The sequence below is a fragment of the Phycisphaeraceae bacterium genome, from assembly GCA_019636675.1.
GTDB lineage: Bacteria > Planctomycetota > Phycisphaerae > Phycisphaerales > UBA1924 > JAHBXC01.
On record JAHBXC010000002.1, the window covers coordinates 531,775 to 548,012 of the forward strand.

A 16,238-nucleotide genomic window follows, 5' to 3' on the forward strand; every position below is an offset into this window, starting at 1 on the left:
ATCAGCGCGACTCGTCTTCCGCGGCGCCGAAGTCGAAGCTCATGCAATACCCGCAGCGCCAGAGCGGGTGCTCGACGGCGCATCGGAAGCCGACATACTCGCTCGGGTTGGCGCCCTCGGCGTCGAACAGCATCGAGAGCAGCTCGGGGTGGCGCGGGTGCCAGCGCGTGTCGATGCGCTCGAGCCCGCGCCCCAGTAGGGTGAGCGCCGGGGTGTTGCCGAGCCGCGTCTGCCAGCGGTCGCCCACGGCGGACGCGAAGTCGGGCCTCCACAGGTGCGCGTCGAGCGCCGGGATGCATCGCAGCGCGATGTCCTGGTGCAAGAACACATCGAACACCATGGCGCGCGCCGGGAGGTTGATGAGCCCCCAGCACTCCTCGATGCGCGGGTTCATCCGCATCGGGTTCTTCACCACGGCGCGGCTGCCGAACATCAGGTCCACCGGGCGCCACGACGCGGTCGAGTCCGAGATCGCGTCGATCGCCTGCACCATGTACTCGCTGGTCTGCTTGCTCGCGACGATGGGCACGGGTTTGGCGCTGAACTCCTCGAGCAGGTGCGCCGGCTCTTCCTCGCGCGCGAAGAGCGGTTCGAAAATCCCGGCGCGGGCCATCGCCTCGTCGGCGTCCTCCGCCGGGGTGTTGCGGTTGTTGTTGAATGAGTGGAACGTCAGCGGCACGGCGTCGGCGCGCCACTCGTGACGGATCAGCCCGTTCACGCGCGCGTGGCGCAGCAGGCGGTCGTCGCTCTCGTGGGGTCGGTAGAGGTACGCTGCCAGCCACAGCTCGGACCAGCGCCCGGTGACGCCGGCGGCGGCGTCGAACAGCGCACGACGGGCCGCGTCGTGCGCCGCGGTGTCGAGCGCCTCGCGCGCCGGCGCGATCGAGGCGTCGAGCCGGCGCAGCAGGCGCGACTGGCTCCCGGCGAGTCGGCGCACCGTCGTCTCGTACAGCTCGATGCCGGCGGCGACGGCGCTGATGCGTTCGTGCTTGTCCCTGGGGAGTCGGCGTCGCGCCGCTTTCGTCAGCATCTTCAGCCCGCGCGAGCCGGGCAGGCGCGAGATCAGCTCGAGCCCGCCGAACGGGCCCTCGACCGACGAGACCACGCGCTGGCAGGTCGTGCGCTCGATGTCGAGGAAGCGCGCCATGCCGCTCGCGTGCTCGGCGCCCGGGGGCATCATCGCGACGAACGACTTCAGCTGCTCGTGGATCCGTCGCAGCGCGCGATCGAGCAGCGCACGCTCGTCGTCGGACAGGGGCAGGATCGGGCGCAGGTCCGGCGGGCGCCCCGGCCCGCGCCGAGGCATCGACGCCGACGGCGCATCGGGTGCTGGCGCAAGCGTCCGATCGTGCTCATCGCGGCGGGCGGCGGGCTCGTTGTCGAGATACATGAGCATATCTTCGGCATATGCCCAGCAACATGCAAGCACAAATCGGGACCTGTCGATCCAAAAAAGAACCGCCCGGGCGGGCGGCTCTGGAAGGTCGGGAAGGGGGAATCGGGTCGGATCTGGCTGAAATGCTCAGCTTTCGCCCTGGGCCTTGGAGTACGCGGCCTTGCCGTCGAACTCCTGCAGCTTCTCGATGTGCATCCAGCGGTGCTTGGGAGACACCTTCGCGAGCAAGGCCGCGATCTGCTGGTCGGTCACGTCGGCGCCGGCGCCGCCCATGAAGCGGCAGCGGAAGTGGTCCACGAGGTCGATGCGCGGGTATTCGCCCGGCCACACCTGCGTGCCGCGGTTGCTCATCATCTTGAGCGTCAGCCCGGTGCCCTCGCTGAGCGACACGAGCGAATCGCCCAAGTCCTTCGAGGCCCCGTTGAACTCGATGAACAGGTCGATGCCCGCGACGCGGCGAGAGGCGACCTTCACGGTCGCCGCCTCCTTGGTGACCTTGGGCAGTTCGAGTCGCTTGTTCTGCTTCTGCTTCCAGTGGGGAGACTTCTGGCCCAAGTGCTTGATGACCGTGTCGCTGAAGGAGCTGGTCGTGCCCGGGGTCTTGCCCTTGGGGGTCAGGTCGCCCGTGGTGTTGTCGCCCTTCTCGTAGGTGAGATAGATCGCGTTCTCGATCGCGTCCGCCGCGGCGAACTCTTCGAGGTGGCGCAGCATCATCACCGCCGCCAGCGTGAGCGCCGTGGGGTTCGCCTTGTTCTGGCCGGCAATATCAGGGGCCGAGCCGTGGACCGCCTCGAAGATGACCAGGTCGTCGCCGATGTTGTACGACGGCGCGATGCCCAGCCCGCCCACGAGGCCCGAGGTCAGGTCGGAGACGATGTCCCCGTTCATGTTCGTGGTGACGATCACCTCGTAGCGCTCGGGCTTCATCACCAACTGGTGGCAGCAGTTGTCGATGATGACATGCTCGGTCTTGATATCGGGGTAGTCCTTGGCGACCTCCTCGAAGGTGCGCTTGAGCAGGCCCTCGGTGGCCTTCATGATGTTGGCCTTGCTGGCGTAGTGCACCGACTTTCGGTCGTCGGCGCGGGCGAGGTTCAGCGCGAGGCGGCTGATCTTCTCGCAGCCCTTGTGCGAGATGAGTTTCAGGCACTGGGCGACGCCGGGCGTCTGCATGTGCTCGATGCCGGCGTAGAGGTCCTCGACGTTCTCGCGGACGACGATCAGGTCGATGCCGCGCCCCGCGAAGGGCCCGCCAATCCCGGGGATCTCCTTGCAGGGGCGGATGTTGCCGTAGAGCTCGAAGATCTTGCGCAGGGTCACATTGGCGGACTTCTCGCCGTAGCCGACCGGGGTCTCGAGGGGGCCCTTGAGGGCGACCTTGTTCCGCGCGATGGAGTCGAGGGTGTCCTGGGGCACGCCGTTGCCGACGCCGCTCTTGAACGCCTCGGCGCCCGCCAGGGCGTCCTCCCAGTCGATCTTGACGCCGGCGGCCTCGATGATCCGCTTGGTGGCGGCGGCCACCTCGGGCCCGATCCCGTCGCCGGCGATCATCGTGACCTTGTGCGTTTTGCCCGTTCCGCTGCTGTTTTGTGCCATAGGGAGCGATGGTAGGGGGGAGAGGGAGCGAGGGGCAGGGAGCGGGGGGAGAAAGAGGTTGGCGGCCTGGGGTCTTCCAGACCCGGGGCGCGAGGGGCGTCGCTCGGCCCGGGTCACTGCTGCGCAGATGCCCCGGGGCACCGTGGGTGGGTGGGGGCGCCGGGGGATTCAGAATCGGCCCGACACCACTCGCCCGCGATCCCCAACAACCAGACAATGACCACGATGTCACCGGACTCCCGAACCCGAGCCCTCGCGCGCACGCCGCGGGTGGAGCATGTCGACGCGAAGCGCCGCCAGGGCACGGCGGGCGTTCTCCCCGAAGAGGACCCCACGCTGCGCGGGTGGCAGCCGCGCGCGAAGGTGTACCGCGACCCCTCGAAGCGTGCCGGCGCGATCGCGCGCCTGCGCGGGCTCGCGTGGCTGCTCGACGCCTCGATCCGCGTCCCTCACACGAACTTCAAGATCGGGCTCGACCCGATCATCGGTCTCATCCCCGGCATCGGCGATGTGCTCGGCGCGATCCTCTCGGCGCTGGTGGTGCGCGAGGCGTGGCGCCTGGGCGTGCCCAAGCGGATGGCGGCGCGGATGCTGTTCAATGTGTTCGTCGAACTCGTCGTCGGGACCGTGCCGCTGATCGGCGACCTCTTCGACGCCGCGTGGAAGGCCAATGTCCGGAATCTGAAACTCATGGGCATCTGGAAGGAGGGCGTCGCGCCGATCAACGACCCCCGCTCCCGGAACGACCCGCGCCCCCGGCCCTGATACCCTTGCGGCGAGATGATCGCCGAGCCCATCGCCACCGCTCTATTGCTTGTCGTCGCCGGGGTCCTCCTCGGGGCCAGCGTCATCATCGGCAAGTGGTTCGACCGCTTCGGCGTGCCCGTCGCGCTCCTCTTCCTGATCCTCGGCGTGCTCGCCGGCAGCGAGGGCGTCGGGCGCATCCCCTTCGATGACTACGCCCTCGCGTACCGGCTGGGCACCATCGCGCTGGTCCTCATCCTGTTCGACGGCGGGCTGAACACACGCCTCGGTTCGCTCAAACGCGCCGTCGGGCCGGCGTCCTTGCTCGCGACGCTCGGAGTCGCGGTCACCGCGGCGCTCGTCGCGCTGTTCGCGCGCCTCGTCGGGCTCCCATGGGGCGCGGCGCTGCTCATCGGCGCCGTCGTGTCGTCGACCGACGCCGCCGCGGTCTTCGCGATCCTGCGCGGCGGGGGCATCCGCCTGCGCGACCCCGTCGGCTCGACGCTCGAACTCGAATCGGGCGTCAACGACCCCATGGCGGTCATCCTCACCGCGGCGATCACGATGCACCTGCTGGGGCAGAACACGCTGGGGTGGGGGCTGGCGTGGGCGGTGCCCTATCAACTGGTGTTCGGCGCCGTCATGGGCGTGGTGTGCGGGTATCTGGGGCGCGTCGTGCTGCTGCGCGTGCGCGTGTCGACGGCGGGGCTGTTCCCGGCGCTCACGCTGGGGCTCGCGCTGCTGGCGTACGGCGCCGCGACGCTCATCAACGCGAGCGGGTTCCTCGCGGTGTATGTCGCGGCCCTGGTCGTGGGCAACGGGCCCATCCCCTACGCCAACGGGCTGCGCCGCATCCACGACGCGATCGCGTGGCTCGCGCAGATCGGCATGTTCCTCATGCTGGGCATGCTCGTGTTCCCGAGCCAGTTGCTGCCCAACATCGGCGTGGGGCTGGCGATCGCGCTGTTCCTGGCGTTCGTCGCGAGACCGGCCGCGGTGCTGCTGTGCCTGTGGCCCTTCCGCTTCAAGCGGCGCGAGGTGGGCTATGTGAGTTGGGTGGGCCTGCGCGGCGCGGTGCCGATCATCCTCGCCACCTTCCCGGTGCTGCGCGGCGCCCCCGGCGCGATCGAGGTCTTCAACATCGTCTTCTTCGTGGTGCTCATCAACGCCCTCGCCCCCGGCGCGACGGTGCGCTGGCTGACCAGGAAACTGGGGCTCGAACGCGACGAGCCCCCGACGCCCAACGCCGCGATCGAGATCAACTCGATGCAGCCCCTCAAGGGCGAGGTCCTGCGGTTCTTCATCAGCCCCGAACTGGCCGCCTGCGGCGCCAAACTCGCCCAGATCCGCTTCCCCGAAGGGGCGGCGGCGGTGCTGATCGTGCGCGGCGACGAACTGGTCGCCGCCAAGGGCGGGACGACCTTCGAGCCGGGGGACCATGTGTATGTGTTCTGCCGGCCAGAGGACAGGGGGTATATGGAGTTGGTGTTTGGAAGGGCGGGGTGAGGGCGGACTCTGCCTCGAACACTGAGTTTCAGATCCTGATGCCGAGGCTCTTGATCAAATGAAGCGGACTACACTGCAAGACATCAAGCGTGTCACAGACAGTGGCTATGGTAACTTCGCGGCGGCGCCCCTCGACATGAACAACAGTTCCCGCTGTGGCCATGGCATGTGCGATCACCCACGGATCGCCACCAGAGCTGTTTCGGTATATGTCAATTATTCTCGGTTGCGTAGACATCACGAGCTTCAGGCATGATTGAACCTGACTGTCTGGGTCAACGAAGATCTCGCGGTCACGACACCAGTCGAACAGATCGTCTTGTCTTTTGCCCAGTTCTTTTTTGATTTCACGTGGGCACCGAAGCACTCCGGATCGAGCATGTGCAGAAAGCTGTTCCCATAGTGTAGGGAATACATCTGGCGGGTAATGTTCCCTCCAGAGGTGCACGAGAGCGCTGGTGTCCATCCAGTATTGCATTTAATGCTCGGCGAAAGCGATCTCTTCAACGCTGTCGAAGTGCTCAAGTCGAAGATTCAGGATTTCACATGCTTCGTCAAGTGCGATAAATCCAGCTTCTCGTGCGCGGAAAATTTCTCGGGTGAGAGGTTTGCTGAGCCTCTCGACGGACATTACCGCAAAGCCGGGTCCGCCCTTTCCCTTCTTCTTCTCAAACTGGGGAATTTGTCCTCGAAGCTCTAGGAAGTCGTCAAACCGAATGAATCGAAGGTCAGCAAGTCGCAACAGGGCAGCTTCCCGGCTTACGCCAAATGCTCTGGCGAGTGACGCTAATTCTTGGGATGCCGGATCTATGTCCGTGAGTCGTTTGGCCAGCGATCGGAATTCGGCTGCCGGCATTAGTACGCTTGCGGCAAACCGGTCGCAGAACCGCTCGACTCGCTGTTCGGGGGCGGACGTTCGCACTGCGCGCTGTAGGTTGCTTACGCCGCTGAGTCCGAGCAATAAATGGCATGTCTCATGAATCAGCGTGAAAAGTCGTGCTGTTTGCGAATCAGACTCATTCAGCAATATAAGCGGGGCCATCTGATCGGCGATGGCGGCGCCCCTGAACTCGGCGGGAAGAATTCTGCGTGATGCCGGAGTTATTGTGGCAAGCACACCGGCTCCCTCGAGCGCGTGTCGATAGCTACGAAAATCACGCTTTCCAAGGTTTCTCAGTACGCTTTGGCGGAAGCTGTTGGCAAGGATGTCGGGGTCGATCGATAGTGTGGCTGTTCCGACTAGTGAGTTGGTTGTTCGGCCTTGGTCGTGCCGCCAATCATGCAAGAATCTCTGTCGGGCATCAAAGAGTGCCAGTTCATCAAGCAAGGCTGGCGAGAACACTCCGGCGGAGTTTTCCTTCGATAGCAGTCTGAAGTCCTTGGGCTTTCGGATGTCTTCCGGCGGGGCGTCTAGAAAGAATACCGCGGTCGGCCGCTTGAGTGCGTCTGCAATCTTGTCTAGCTGTGCAATCGAAGGTAAGTCTTCTCCCGACTCCCATTGCGCTAGCTGTTGATCGCGGACGGATATCTTTGCGGCAAGCTGTTCGCGCGACCATCCTACGGTCGTTCTTGCCCACACGATCAGATTCGGCGTGATTTGTGCCTTATCTTGCATTGCGAGGTGTCTATGTGATTCTCAATCCCCATGCCTCTCCCTCAACCTCGCCGACAGCCGGAGGATGAGGTGGACGCGTTCGACCTCGTCGAGCCAGTCTTGGAGGGTAGCGGAAAGTTCGTCGTCGGGGATGGGGGCGCCGGGGAGGGGGCAGGCGGGGCCGAGGGAGCGCATCGCGACGGCGCGGTAGCGGGTGAGGGTCCGGTCGCCCAGGAGGGAGACGAACTCGAAGTCCTCGGCCATGAAGACGGCGGTGGGGACGCGGTGGCCCGCGTTGATCATGATCTTTTCGGTGAGGTCCATGTGCTCGTCGCGGTCGACGACGCGGAGGCGGACACGCTGGGGGTTTGCCTCGGCGATGCGTGCGAGGAGGGGGACCTGCTGGACGCAGTCGCCGCACCATGTGCCGGAGGAGACGAGGATGTGCATGTCGCGCGAGAAGGTGCGCAGGAGTTCGGTCTGCTGGGGTGTGAGGGAGGCGCGGTCGTAGACATCCTTGAAGTTGGCCTGCTGGGCGGGCTTTCCGGTGGCGACATAGTCGTGGTAGGGGAGTGCGCGGTCGAAATGGGACTTGAGGAATGCGGCGTTGAGCATGGGGGATGGTAGGGAAACTGATCAGAGCCGCGGGCGGAAGCACGCGGCTCGAAGCGATGGTGGTTCGTTGATGGTGGGTGCCGGGGGGGAGTTGAAGAGGGAGAAGGGGTAGAGGGGGTAGGCACCACACTTTGTGTGGTGGCACCGGAGGGGGAGAGAAGTCAGAGAATGGGGAGGGAAGACAGAGGCGGGGTAGCCCGGGTCAGGAATGCCCCGGGGCACCGGAGGGGGAGGGGATTGTGTCCCACTGCTCCCTGCTCCCTGCTCCCTATTCCCTGCTCCCTGCCCCCCTCACCTCGTTGTGCGCTGTTCGATGCGCTTCTCGCTCTTGGTGACGACGATCGCGTCGACGTAGGCGCCGGGGGTGTCGACGCGTTCGGGGTCGAGTTGTCCGACCTCGACGAGCTCTTCGACCTCGGCGACGGTGAAGGCGCCGGCCTGGGCCATCATGGGGTTGAAATTGCGCGCCGTCTTGCGGAAGACGAGGTTGCCGGCGGTGTCGGCCTTCCACGCCTTGACGAGGGAGAGGTCGGCCTTGAGGGCGGTCTCCATGACATAGGTGCGCCCGTTGAAGTCGCGGGTTTCCTTGTTGTCGGCGACGATGGTGCCCACGCCGGTGGCGGTGAAGAAGGCCGGGATGCCGGCGCCGCCGGCGCGGATGCGCTCGGCGAGTGTTCCCTGGGGGTTGAACTCGATCTCGAGTTCGCCGCTGAGGTACTGGCGTTCGAACTCGTCGTTCTCGCCGACATAGGAGGAGACCATCTTGCGGATCTGCCGGGTTTTGAGGAGGAGGCCGAGCCCCCAGTCGTCGACGCCGGCGTTGTTGGAGATGGCGGTGAGGTCTTTGGCGGCGCTGTCGCGCAGGGCGATGATCATCTGCTCGGGGATGCCGCAGAGCCCGAACCCGCCGGCCATGACGGTGATGCCGTCTTTGAGGATGCCCTTGGCGCGGAGGTGCTCGATGACGGCGGCGGGCGAGGTGAAGACCTTGTTGACCATGTGCAAGAATAGGTCGGGGCGATAGGATCGGGCGATGAGAATCCTCGCCCTGACGCTGCAGGCACGCGACCCTTCGGGTCTGGCGGAGTGGTACCGCGACACGCTGGGGCTGTCGCTGGACGAGGGCGAGGGGCGTGGCGCGGGGGGCGGTCGGGCGGCGGGGGCCGAGGACGGGGTCGTGCTGGCGGGCGAGACGCTGCTGTGCTTCACGCCGGCGCCGCCCGGGGAGAGGCCGATCTATCACTTCGCGATCGACGTGCGCGAGAACAAGATCGGCAAGGCGCGCAAGTGGCTGGTCGAGCGCGGCGTGGAGTTGCTGGAGAACAAGCACACGGGCGAGGTGACGACGCACTTCAAGCCGTGGAACGCGCACGCGGTGTATTTCCGCGACCCGGCGGGGAACATCGTGGAGATCATCGCGCGCCACGACCTGCCGACCGGGAGCGGCGGGCCGTTCGATGTCGGCGACGACCTGCTGTGGCTGAGCGAGATCGGCGTGGTGGTCGACAGCGCCGAGGGGACGGCGATCGATCTGGAGCGCCGTCTCGGGCTGGGGCCCTACATCGGCGCCGAGCCGGGGTTCGCGCCCATCGGCGACGAGGAGGGCCTGTTGATCGTCGTGGAGCGTGGGCGCCCGTGGATGCCCGACGACGTGGACCCGGCGGAAGCGTGGCCCGCGCGGATCATCGTGGACGCGGCGTGCGTGAAGACGGGCGCGGGTCGCTACGGGATCGGCGGCGCGGGGGGCGTGGGCTACGAGGTCGTCGCGGTGGAGGTCGACGAGGACGACGCCGGCGGTGCCGAGTTCGCCGATGGGGGCGACGGGGGCGACGGGGGCGGGGGCGACGACTGATCCTGCTCGTGGGGGAGGGGCGACTGGGGCGGGGTTTCGGGCTCGTCGCGCAGGGATCCGAACTGGCGCGCCCACTCGTGGGCGAAGGACGCGCCGAGGAGGAAGACCAGCGACGAGTAGTAGACCCACAGCAGGACGGCGGCGAGCGAGCCGGCGGCGCCGTAGGCCGACGAGCTGCCGGTTTTGGTGACGTAGCCGACGATGAAGTCTTCGCCGAGGGTGAACATGGCGGCGGTGAAGACGCCGCCGACCCAGACGTCGCGCCACTTTCCTCGTTTGGCCGGGAGGACGCGGTAGAGAAGCGCGAAGATGCCGGCGAGGAGGGCGAAGGAGACGGCGCGCTGGAGCCAGTCGACGATGTTGAACCACGCCGGGAGGTCTTCGGGGAGATGGACGACGAGCGCGCGCACGAGTCCGGTGGAGATGACGGACGCGAGGATGGCTGCGCCCACGAGGAGCACCAGGAGCAGCGCGACGAGCCGGCTGCGCAGGACGCCCCAGACGCCGGTGGCGCGCATGTCGGTGGCGTTCCAGACCGCGTCGAGCGCGAGCTGGAGCATGTTGAAGGCGGCGGTGGCGCCGAAGATAAGCAGCGCGAGACTGATGAGGGTGGTGAGCAGGCCCGAGCCGGAGTTGTTGGCCTGGTTGATCGCGAGTTCGACCTGCTGGGCGGCGGCGGGGCCGAGCATGTCGGAGAACCGCTCGGAGATCTCGCCCTGCGCCGCCTGCCGGCCCAGAACGACGCCGACCACGACGACGGTGATCGCGATGACCGGCGCGAGCGAGAGCATGGTGTAGAACGCGAGGGCCGCAGCGAGCATGGGGGCGCGCGAGGTGATGAACGACACCGCTGTGCCCTTGACGAGCAGCCAGACCCTGCGAGGCACGCCGGCGCGTCGGGGCGGGAGCGTCGGGGCGTTGTGTGCTGGTGCGTCTGTCATGCGCGGGTCACGCGTTGGCGAGGGCGTCGTCGTCGATCTCGGCGTTGGTGTAGACCTTCTGGACGTCGTCGAGGTCTTCGAGCGCGTCGACGAGCTTGAGGAGTTTGGCGGCGTCGGCGGCGCCGAGCTGGACGGTGGTGTTGGCGACCATCGTGAGCTCGGCGGAGGCGGTCTCGACGCCGGCGCTGTCGAGTGCTTCCTTGACGGCGAGGAACTCGGTGGGGGGCGTGGTGACGATGAAGACGCCCTCTTCGCGCTGGATGTCGTCGGCGCCGGCCTCGAGCGCGATCTCCATGAGTCGCTCTTCGGTGACGGAGGAGTCTTCGAGGGTGATGACGCCGCGCTGCTCGAAGATGTAGGAGACGCACCCGCTGGTGCCGAGGTTGCCGCCGTGCTTGGTGAAGGCGGCGCGCAGGTCGGGCGCCGTGCGCGCGCGGTTGTCGGTGAGGGCGTCGACGACGACGGCGACGCCGGAGGGCCCGTACCCCTCGTAGCGAGCGTTCTCGTAGTTGTCGCCCCCGAGCTCGCCGGCGCCCTTGGCGATGGCGCGCTCGATGGTGTCCTTGGGCATGTTGGCGGCCTTGGCCTCGAGGACGGCGTAGCGCAGGGGCAGGTTGGAGGCGGGGTCTCCGCCGCCGTTGCGCGCGGCTGTGATGATGGCGCGCGAGCACTTGCTCCAGACCTTGCCGCGTTTCTTATCGACGGCGGCCTTGCGGTGCTTGATGTTGGCCCATTTGCTGTGACCGGCCATGTCGTCTGCTCCGTTGGTGAGGTGGGCCTTGATTAGGCGCCGGCGGCGGGCGGGGCGGGCCTCGCGGGCTGCTGGATCGTCGGAGGCGCGAGGCGCAGCGCGTCGTCGCGCAGTTCGGGGAAGACCTCGGCGGTTTCGGGCGCGACGCCGGTGTCGGCGAAGCGTTGCGCGGCGCTGATCTTGGCGAGGAGTTCGTCGGTCTGTTTCTGCATCTGCTCGATGAAGGCGGCGAGCCGCGGGTTCTGCGAGGCGCGAGCGCGGTTCTGGTCGAGGAACGCCTGGTTCATGCGCGCCGCGAGTTGCCAGGCCGCGACGGCGCGGGCGGCGTCGCCGGCGCGCCAGTAGGCGTCGCCCAGGTGGTCGTGGATGACGGCGTCTTCGACCTCGGTGGACGCGCTGGCGGCGCGCCGGAGGAGCGTGACGGCGCCTTCGACGCGACGCCCGTCGGGCGCGACGGTGTCCTCGAAGATCCCGACGCGGTACCGGGCCCAGCCCATCGAATCGACGATCGCGGTGGCGTTGGGCATGGCCTCGTGGGCGCGCTGGATGAGGTCGTAGGCGCGGAGCAGGTCTTCGCCGCGCTCGGCGAGACGGTACCCGACGTTGTTCGCGGCCCAGGGGTGGTTTGGATCGAACTCGAGCGCGAGGAGGTAGAGCGCGTCGGCGTCGTCCTCGTGGCCCTCGACGTCGAACATCCCTCCGACGTGGTAGGCGAGATCGGCGGGGTCGCCCTCGGCGTTCTCGCCGCCGCCGGTGAGCCGGGTGAGCGTGTCGTAGGTCTTCTCGGTGAGGTTCTCGGCGACGGCTGCGCGCACGGCGGCGATGGCCTGGTCGCGGTCGCGCTGGTCGACGGCGAGCATGAACCACGCGGCGAGGAGCTCGGGCACGGCGCGCCCCCCGACGCGATATCCCTGGCTGATCGCGCGGAGCGCGTCGTCGGTGCGCCCGGCGCTGGCGATCATGTCGAGGGCGGCGACGCGGAGCTGCATGGCGAAGTCGGCGTTGGCGCGGGCGGGGGCCTCGGTCGCTTCGAGGAGTTCGCCGACGGGCGCTTCGGCGCGCACGAGCAGCATGACGCGCGCGCGATGGAGCGGCTCGGGCGCGGCGGCGAGGTCGTCGATGAGCATGGCGGCGGCGTCGGCGCCCAGTCGCGCCTGCCCGGGCGAGAGGGCGTCGGCCGACGCGGCGAAGACGATCAGCGTGCGTGCGGCGCGCTCACGCTGGTCGCGACGGAACGAGACGCCGGCGCGCGAGAGCGCGCGTTCCAGCGCGTCGATCGACCCGCTCCAGTCGCCCATTCGGGAGAGCGCCTCGGCGAGTTCGAGCGAGTTGTCGAGCGTCGGCGGGGCGGCGCGCAGGCGATCGAGCGCGTAGCGGTCGGCGCGCGCCGGGTCTTCGAGCGGGCCCCGGTAGAGTTCTTCGAGCGAGCGGAGCAGGGGCCCGCTGCGAGGCGAGCGCTCCAGCTCGGCCTCGAGCGTCTCGACCGCCAGCTCGACGCGCTCGGTGGAGGCGTACACCCGCGCGAGCAGCAGCAGCGACGCGGTCCGCGCGTCGGGCGACTCGAGCAACGAGGGCGAGGAGAGTCGTTCGCGCAGCCAGCGCTCCGCCTCGTCGGCGCGCCCGCTGCCCACGAGGATCGCGATGAGTTGCTCCTCGGCGGCGGCGTCGTTGCCGTCCAGCGCGAGCAGATCGAGCAGGATCTCGCGCGCGGCGTCGGGCTGGCCCTGGGACGCCAGCTCGCGCGCCTGCAGCAGGCGCAGCGAGCGGCTCGACGGGATGTTGTCGCGCAGGCGGCGCACAGCGTCGGCGAGCTGCGTGCGTGAGCGCTGCGGGTCGGTCGCGAGGTAGATCTGGATGAGACCGGCGTACGCGTCCTCGCGCAGGGGCTGCAGCTCGGTCGCGGCGCGGAGCCATCGCTCGGCGTTCTCGAGCTGGCCGAGCGCGGCGGCGGATCGTGCGGCGTAGAGGTACGCGTCGCCTCGCCAGGGCTCGTCGGCGAACTCCTCGGCCAGGAGCGGGACGAGCAGCGAGAGCGCGTCCTCGTGGCGCTGCAGGTGGGCGTCCCCCAGCGCCGTCATGAGCCGCGCGACCGGGGTTGTGTCGGCGCGAAGGTCATCGAGCGCGAGCAGCGCGTCGCCGGTCTCGCCAAGGGCGGCGTGCGCTTCGGCGCTCACGCCGATCGCGAAGGGGCGGGCCGAGGGGGAGTCAAGGAGCGGGGCGGCCCGCCTGAGCGCTTCACGGTGCGAGCCCGTGCGCTGCAGGAGCCACGCGTGGGCGAGCGCGCCGGCTTCGGCGGCGCTGATCGCGTCGATCGGCGCGGGCGGCGCCGAACGCGGGCCGGCCGCGAGTGCGCGCGTGAACGCGGCGCGATCCCGCGCCGAGCGGGCGAAGAGCGTGGCGAGTTGCGGCGCGAGCGTCGGGTGGGCGCCCACGAGTTCGACGAGTGCGCCGGCGAGTTCGCCGGGCCGGTCCGCGAGCGTGCGTGCGAGCTGCTCGAAGGACGCGTCGTCGAACGAGGCGTTGTCGCCGGTGCGCAGGTGCGTGAGCAGGATCTCGGCCGAGATCGGCGCGGAGCGCTCCGCGCCGGCGGCGAGGCGGGCCGACGCGCCGCGCGACGCCGGCGTCGCGGGCCAGCTCGCGCGCGTGGGTGTGTCTTTGACAGCGTCGGCGAACGCGCGCGCGACGCCGGGGGAGCGGATGGTTTTCGCGAGGTGTTCGACCAGCCGGACGTGGAGCGAGTCGACGCGCCCCTGCGAGGAATCGAGCACGCGCACCAGCGCCGACGCCGCGGCCGCATCGGCGCCGCGTCGCTGGAAGATCGCGATCGCGCGGGCGACGACCGCGGCGTCGGGCGTCTCGTCCAGCGCGAGCACCCGGTCGTACGCGTTCGCGGCGCCGATCAGGTCGCCGAGCGCGAGGCGGATGTCGCCCGCCTGGCGCAGCAGGAGTGCGCGCTGGCGGATGAGCGTCAGCAGCCGTCGCTGCTCGAGCGTGGGGCGATCGAAGGGCGCCGGGACCGACGCGGCTGTCTCGGCGGAAAGCGCCGCGGCAAGCAGGTACCCCTCGCGCTCCAACGCGTCGGCCAGCGACGCCGAGATGAGGAAGGGCAGCGCCGGGTCTGTACGCTCAGGGGCGGCGAGCGACGCACGCGCGAGCAGCGACAGCGCTTCCGCGTTGTCCTGTCGCTGGAGCGCGGCGACGCCGAGTTGTTCGAGCGCGCGGGCGTTGTCGGGGTCGAGGCGCAGTGTTTCACGCCAGGCGCGCGATGCGCCGGCGGCGTCTCCGAGCGCCGAGCGGATCAGCCCGAGCGAGGCCCACGCAGGCGTTGCGTCGGGGTCGATCGCGACGACCTGCTCGAACAGCGCCGCCGCCTCGGCGAGTTGGCCCGAGAGCAGCGCCGCGCGTCCCCTGGTGTAGAGGCGCTGCGACGACAGGAGCAGCGGGGCGCTGGGGGCGGCGGCGGGCGGCGCCGGCTCGGCCCGCTCCGAAGCGCCGACGATCTCTGCGAGCGCTTCGGCCAGGGAAAGGGAGGCCCGCCGCGCGTCGGCGTGGGCCGGGGTGTCGAAGAGATCCGCCGGCACGCCGGGCGGGAGCGCCGGGATGCGATCCGTCCTGGCCGCAGTCTCGTGCCTGGCGAGCAGCGCCAGTTTGTCGACCGGTGCGAGCGAGGGGTTGTCGCGCGTCGTCGGGGCGCACGAGGACGCCGACGCCGCGAAGATCGCGGCGACGGCGAGCGCGAGGTCGCGGTTTCGGATGGTCGGCTCGCGTCGCGTCACTGGGCTTTCTTCCCGGTTCGCGACGGGGCGCCGGACGTTGCGGGTCGGCGCGACGCCGCCGCGCCGGGCGGCGTCGCCAAATCCTCGTCGCGCAGCGATTCGAGGGCCAGATGCGTCGCGAGCGAGTCGTCGGCGCGGATGTGTCGCTCGAGGAGCGACGCGGCGCGCTCGAGGTCGACCGGTTCGGTGAACACGCCTGCCTGGGCGAGGCGCGCGTGGATAAACGCATCGAGCGGGGCGGCATGGGCGCCGAAGCCGAGGACGAGCACGCGCGCCGAGACGTACTGCGGGCAGCCGTCGAGCGAGGTGAGATACTGCTTCGCGTCGCGCTTGTGTCGCTGGATGAGGTTGGCGAGGGTGACGGCGTGCTCGCGGTTAAAGATGTCGTTGAGCGAGCGGCGCAGCAGCGAAGACCGCTCTTCGGCGCGGGGGCAGCGCACGCCGATGACCGACACGATCTCGTCGGTTCGCGCGACGCGCAGCTCGTTGAGGTCGACGAAGGCGCTCTTGAGCTTCTTCGCCGCGCGATCGGCGACGACCGGGGTTGTTTCCCAGAGCAGGAAGGAGTGGACGAGCAGGTCGACGGGATCGTCCGACGACGCGGGCGCCGGGGGCGCCGGGGGCGTCGGGGCGGCGCTGGAGACGAGCCGGGCGACCAGCGAATCGAAGCGTTCTGCGTCGAGCACGCTCACGGGGCGGCCTCCTCGCCGGGGTCGGTCGTCGGCGCGTCTTCGAGCTCTGCCCTGGCGCGCGCGATCGCGGCGAGGGCCTCGGCCTGTTTCTGGAACTGCTTGTCGAGTTTGAAGACGATCTCGGGCAGGCGGAAGGCGTCGATGATCTCTCCGGCGCTGCGCCGGATGTGCGGCGCAGCGGCGCGGAGCCCGTGCATCGTCAGGTCGGCCTTCTCGGAGGGCATGACGGAGACGAAGACGGTGGCGTTGCGTTTGTCGGCGCTGACGGTGACCTTGGTGACTGAGATCATGCCCTGCACGCGCGGGTCGTTGAGGCCCTTGGAGAGGACGGTCTGGACCGCGCGGTGCAGCGCGGACGCGAGCTGTTCGACGCGATGGCTCATGAGTCGGGTTCCCGGCGTTCGTGCTCGGTCCAGAGGGGCTCGTCGTCGGGGGCCCCGGTGACGGTGTCGGCGACGGGGAGCTGGTCCCCTTTGAAGATGTCTCGCTGGACCGCGCCGAGCTGCGCGCCGGGCCAGCGTTCGAGCTTGAGGACGATGCGGTCGAACAGCTCGTGGAGGTAGGCGCCCGAGTTGGCGACGGCGGACAGCCCCATCACCGCGAGGTTCAGCGAGTCGAGCGCCGCGACCTCGGCGACGGCGACCTGGTGCTCGCGGTGCAGCTTGTCTTTGAGGGAACGGACCACGCGTCGCTTGTCCTTCAGACTGCGGCTCTCGGGGACGACGATCTCGAACTGGAGCACGCCCACGAACATGATGTGTCAGATGCGCACGTC

At 68.8% G+C, this 16,238-nt stretch carries 15 protein-coding genes; 3 read left to right on the forward strand and 12 right to left on the reverse strand.

What is annotated here, in order from left to right; genetic code table 11:
- Position 1: 1 nt before the first annotated feature.
- Positions 2 to 1,396 carry a hypothetical protein gene (locus KF684_08870; GenBank protein MBX3353035.1) on the reverse strand — a complete coding sequence of 465 codons (1,395 nt, stop codon included), beginning with the start codon at positions 1,394 to 1,396 and terminating at the stop codon, positions 2 to 4.
- Between the two features lie 126 nt (positions 1,397 to 1,522).
- A complete protein-coding gene (locus tag KF684_08875; GenBank protein ID MBX3353036.1) occupies positions 1,523 to 2,992 on the reverse strand; it encodes an NADP-dependent isocitrate dehydrogenase in 1,470 nt (489 codons plus the stop codon).
- A 216-nt stretch (positions 2,993 to 3,208) separates the two neighbouring features.
- On the opposite strand from KF684_08875, the gene KF684_08880 reads away from it, so the two are divergent.
- Together KF684_08880 and KF684_08885 are read left to right on the forward strand one after the other, a co-directional pair.
- On the forward strand, positions 3,209 to 3,757 hold the full coding sequence (locus KF684_08880; GenBank protein ID MBX3353037.1) for a DUF4112 domain-containing protein: 549 nt from the start codon (positions 3,209 to 3,211) through the stop codon (positions 3,755 to 3,757).
- A gap of 15 nt (positions 3,758 to 3,772) precedes the next feature.
- On the forward strand, positions 3,773 to 5,242 hold the full coding sequence (locus KF684_08885) for a potassium/proton antiporter (protein MBX3353038.1): 1,470 nt from the start codon (positions 3,773 to 3,775) through the stop codon (positions 5,240 to 5,242).
- Positions 5,243 to 5,270: 28 nt separating this feature from the next.
- On the opposite strand, the gene KF684_08890 is transcribed toward KF684_08885, so the two are convergent.
- The 4 genes from KF684_08890 to KF684_08905 form a co-directional block, all read right to left on the reverse strand.
- On the reverse strand, positions 5,271 to 5,708 hold the full coding sequence (locus tag KF684_08890) for a DUF4411 family protein (protein MBX3353039.1): 438 nt from the start codon (positions 5,706 to 5,708) through the stop codon (positions 5,271 to 5,273).
- A gap of 12 nt (positions 5,709 to 5,720) precedes the next feature.
- Complete coding sequence (locus KF684_08895; protein ID MBX3353040.1) at positions 5,721 to 6,857, reverse strand: ImmA/IrrE family metallo-endopeptidase; 1,137 nt, start codon at positions 6,855 to 6,857, stop codon at positions 5,721 to 5,723.
- A 21-nt stretch (positions 6,858 to 6,878) separates the two neighbouring features.
- Positions 6,879 to 7,451, reverse strand: a complete 573-nt coding sequence (locus tag KF684_08900; GenBank protein MBX3353041.1) for a thioredoxin family protein — start codon at positions 7,449 to 7,451, stop codon at positions 6,879 to 6,881.
- A 291-nt stretch (positions 7,452 to 7,742) separates the two neighbouring features.
- On the reverse strand, positions 7,743 to 8,450 hold the full coding sequence (locus tag KF684_08905) for a CoA transferase subunit A (GenBank protein MBX3353042.1): 708 nt from the start codon (positions 8,448 to 8,450) through the stop codon (positions 7,743 to 7,745).
- Positions 8,451 to 8,484: 34 nt separating this feature from the next.
- Between KF684_08905 and KF684_08910 the strand changes: the two genes are divergently transcribed.
- Positions 8,485 to 9,303 (forward strand): VOC family protein, encoded by an 819-nt coding sequence (locus KF684_08910; GenBank protein ID MBX3353043.1) that lies wholly within the window; start codon positions 8,485 to 8,487, stop codon positions 9,301 to 9,303.
- On the opposite strand, the gene KF684_08915 is transcribed toward KF684_08910, so the two are convergent.
- Genes KF684_08915 through KF684_08940 form a run of 6 tightly spaced genes read right to left on the reverse strand, consistent with a single transcriptional unit; the run spans position 9,204 to position 16,211 of the window.
- Positions 9,204 to 10,244 carry a YihY/virulence factor BrkB family protein gene (locus KF684_08915; protein ID MBX3353044.1) on the reverse strand — a complete coding sequence of 347 codons (1,041 nt, stop codon included), beginning with the start codon at positions 10,242 to 10,244 and terminating at the stop codon, positions 9,204 to 9,206. The genes KF684_08910 and KF684_08915 overlap by 100 nt on opposite strands.
- A 7-nt stretch (positions 10,245 to 10,251) precedes the next feature.
- A complete protein-coding gene (locus KF684_08920; protein ID MBX3353045.1) occupies positions 10,252 to 10,995 on the reverse strand; it encodes a YebC/PmpR family DNA-binding transcriptional regulator in 744 nt (247 codons plus the stop codon).
- Between the two features lie 32 nt (positions 10,996 to 11,027).
- The gene (locus KF684_08925) at positions 11,028 to 14,771 is read right to left on the reverse strand and encodes a hypothetical protein (protein MBX3353046.1); all 3,744 of its coding nucleotides are present in this window, start codon (positions 14,769 to 14,771) and stop codon (positions 11,028 to 11,030) included.
- Positions 14,768 to 15,463: a hypothetical protein gene (locus KF684_08930; GenBank protein MBX3353047.1), complete on the reverse strand. Its 696-nt coding sequence runs from the start codon at positions 15,461 to 15,463 to the stop codon at positions 14,768 to 14,770. Before KF684_08930 ends, KF684_08925 begins: the two co-directional genes overlap by 4 nt.
- Positions 15,460 to 15,846: a 30S ribosome-binding factor RbfA gene (rbfA, locus tag KF684_08935; protein MBX3353048.1), complete on the reverse strand. Its 387-nt coding sequence runs from the start codon at positions 15,844 to 15,846 to the stop codon at positions 15,460 to 15,462. The genes KF684_08930 and rbfA overlap by 4 nt, the downstream gene beginning before the upstream one ends.
- Positions 15,843 to 16,211 (reverse strand): DUF503 domain-containing protein, encoded by a 369-nt coding sequence (locus KF684_08940; protein ID MBX3353049.1) that lies wholly within the window; start codon positions 16,209 to 16,211, stop codon positions 15,843 to 15,845. The genes rbfA and KF684_08940 overlap by 4 nt, the downstream gene beginning before the upstream one ends.
- Between the last annotated feature and the right edge of the window lie 27 nt (positions 16,212 to 16,238).

Excerpts from the sequence above, each read along its gene's own strand:
- KF684_08920 (MBX3353045.1), bottom strand. The coding sequence starts at position 10,995 with ATGGCCGGTCACAGCAAATGGGCCAACATCAAGCACCGCAAGGCCGCC.
- KF684_08915 (MBX3353044.1), bottom strand. The coding sequence starts at position 10,244 with ATGACAGACGCACCAGCACACAACGCCCCGACGCTCCCGCCCCGACGC.
- KF684_08905 (MBX3353042.1), bottom strand. The coding sequence starts at position 8,450 with ATGGTCAACAAGGTCTTCACCTCGCCCGCCGCCGTCATCGAGCACCTC.
- KF684_08870 (MBX3353035.1), bottom strand. The coding sequence starts at position 1,396 with ATGCTCATGTATCTCGACAACGAGCCCGCCGCCCGCCGCGATGAGCAC.
- KF684_08875 (MBX3353036.1), bottom strand. The coding sequence starts at position 2,992 with ATGGCACAAAACAGCAGCGGAACGGGCAAAACGCACAAGGTCACGATG.
- KF684_08890 (MBX3353039.1), bottom strand. The coding sequence starts at position 5,708 with ATGGACACCAGCGCTCTCGTGCACCTCTGGAGGGAACATTACCCGCCA.
- KF684_08880 (MBX3353037.1), top strand. The coding sequence starts at position 3,209 with ATGACCACGATGTCACCGGACTCCCGAACCCGAGCCCTCGCGCGCACG.
- KF684_08895 (MBX3353040.1), bottom strand. The coding sequence starts at position 6,857 with ATGCAAGATAAGGCACAAATCACGCCGAATCTGATCGTGTGGGCAAGA.
- rbfA (MBX3353048.1), bottom strand. The coding sequence starts at position 15,846 with ATGAGCCATCGCGTCGAACAGCTCGCGTCCGCGCTGCACCGCGCGGTC.
- KF684_08885 (MBX3353038.1), top strand. The coding sequence starts at position 3,773 with ATGATCGCCGAGCCCATCGCCACCGCTCTATTGCTTGTCGTCGCCGGG.
- KF684_08900 (MBX3353041.1), bottom strand. The coding sequence starts at position 7,451 with ATGCTCAACGCCGCATTCCTCAAGTCCCATTTCGACCGCGCACTCCCC.
- KF684_08910 (MBX3353043.1), top strand. The coding sequence starts at position 8,485 with ATGAGAATCCTCGCCCTGACGCTGCAGGCACGCGACCCTTCGGGTCTG.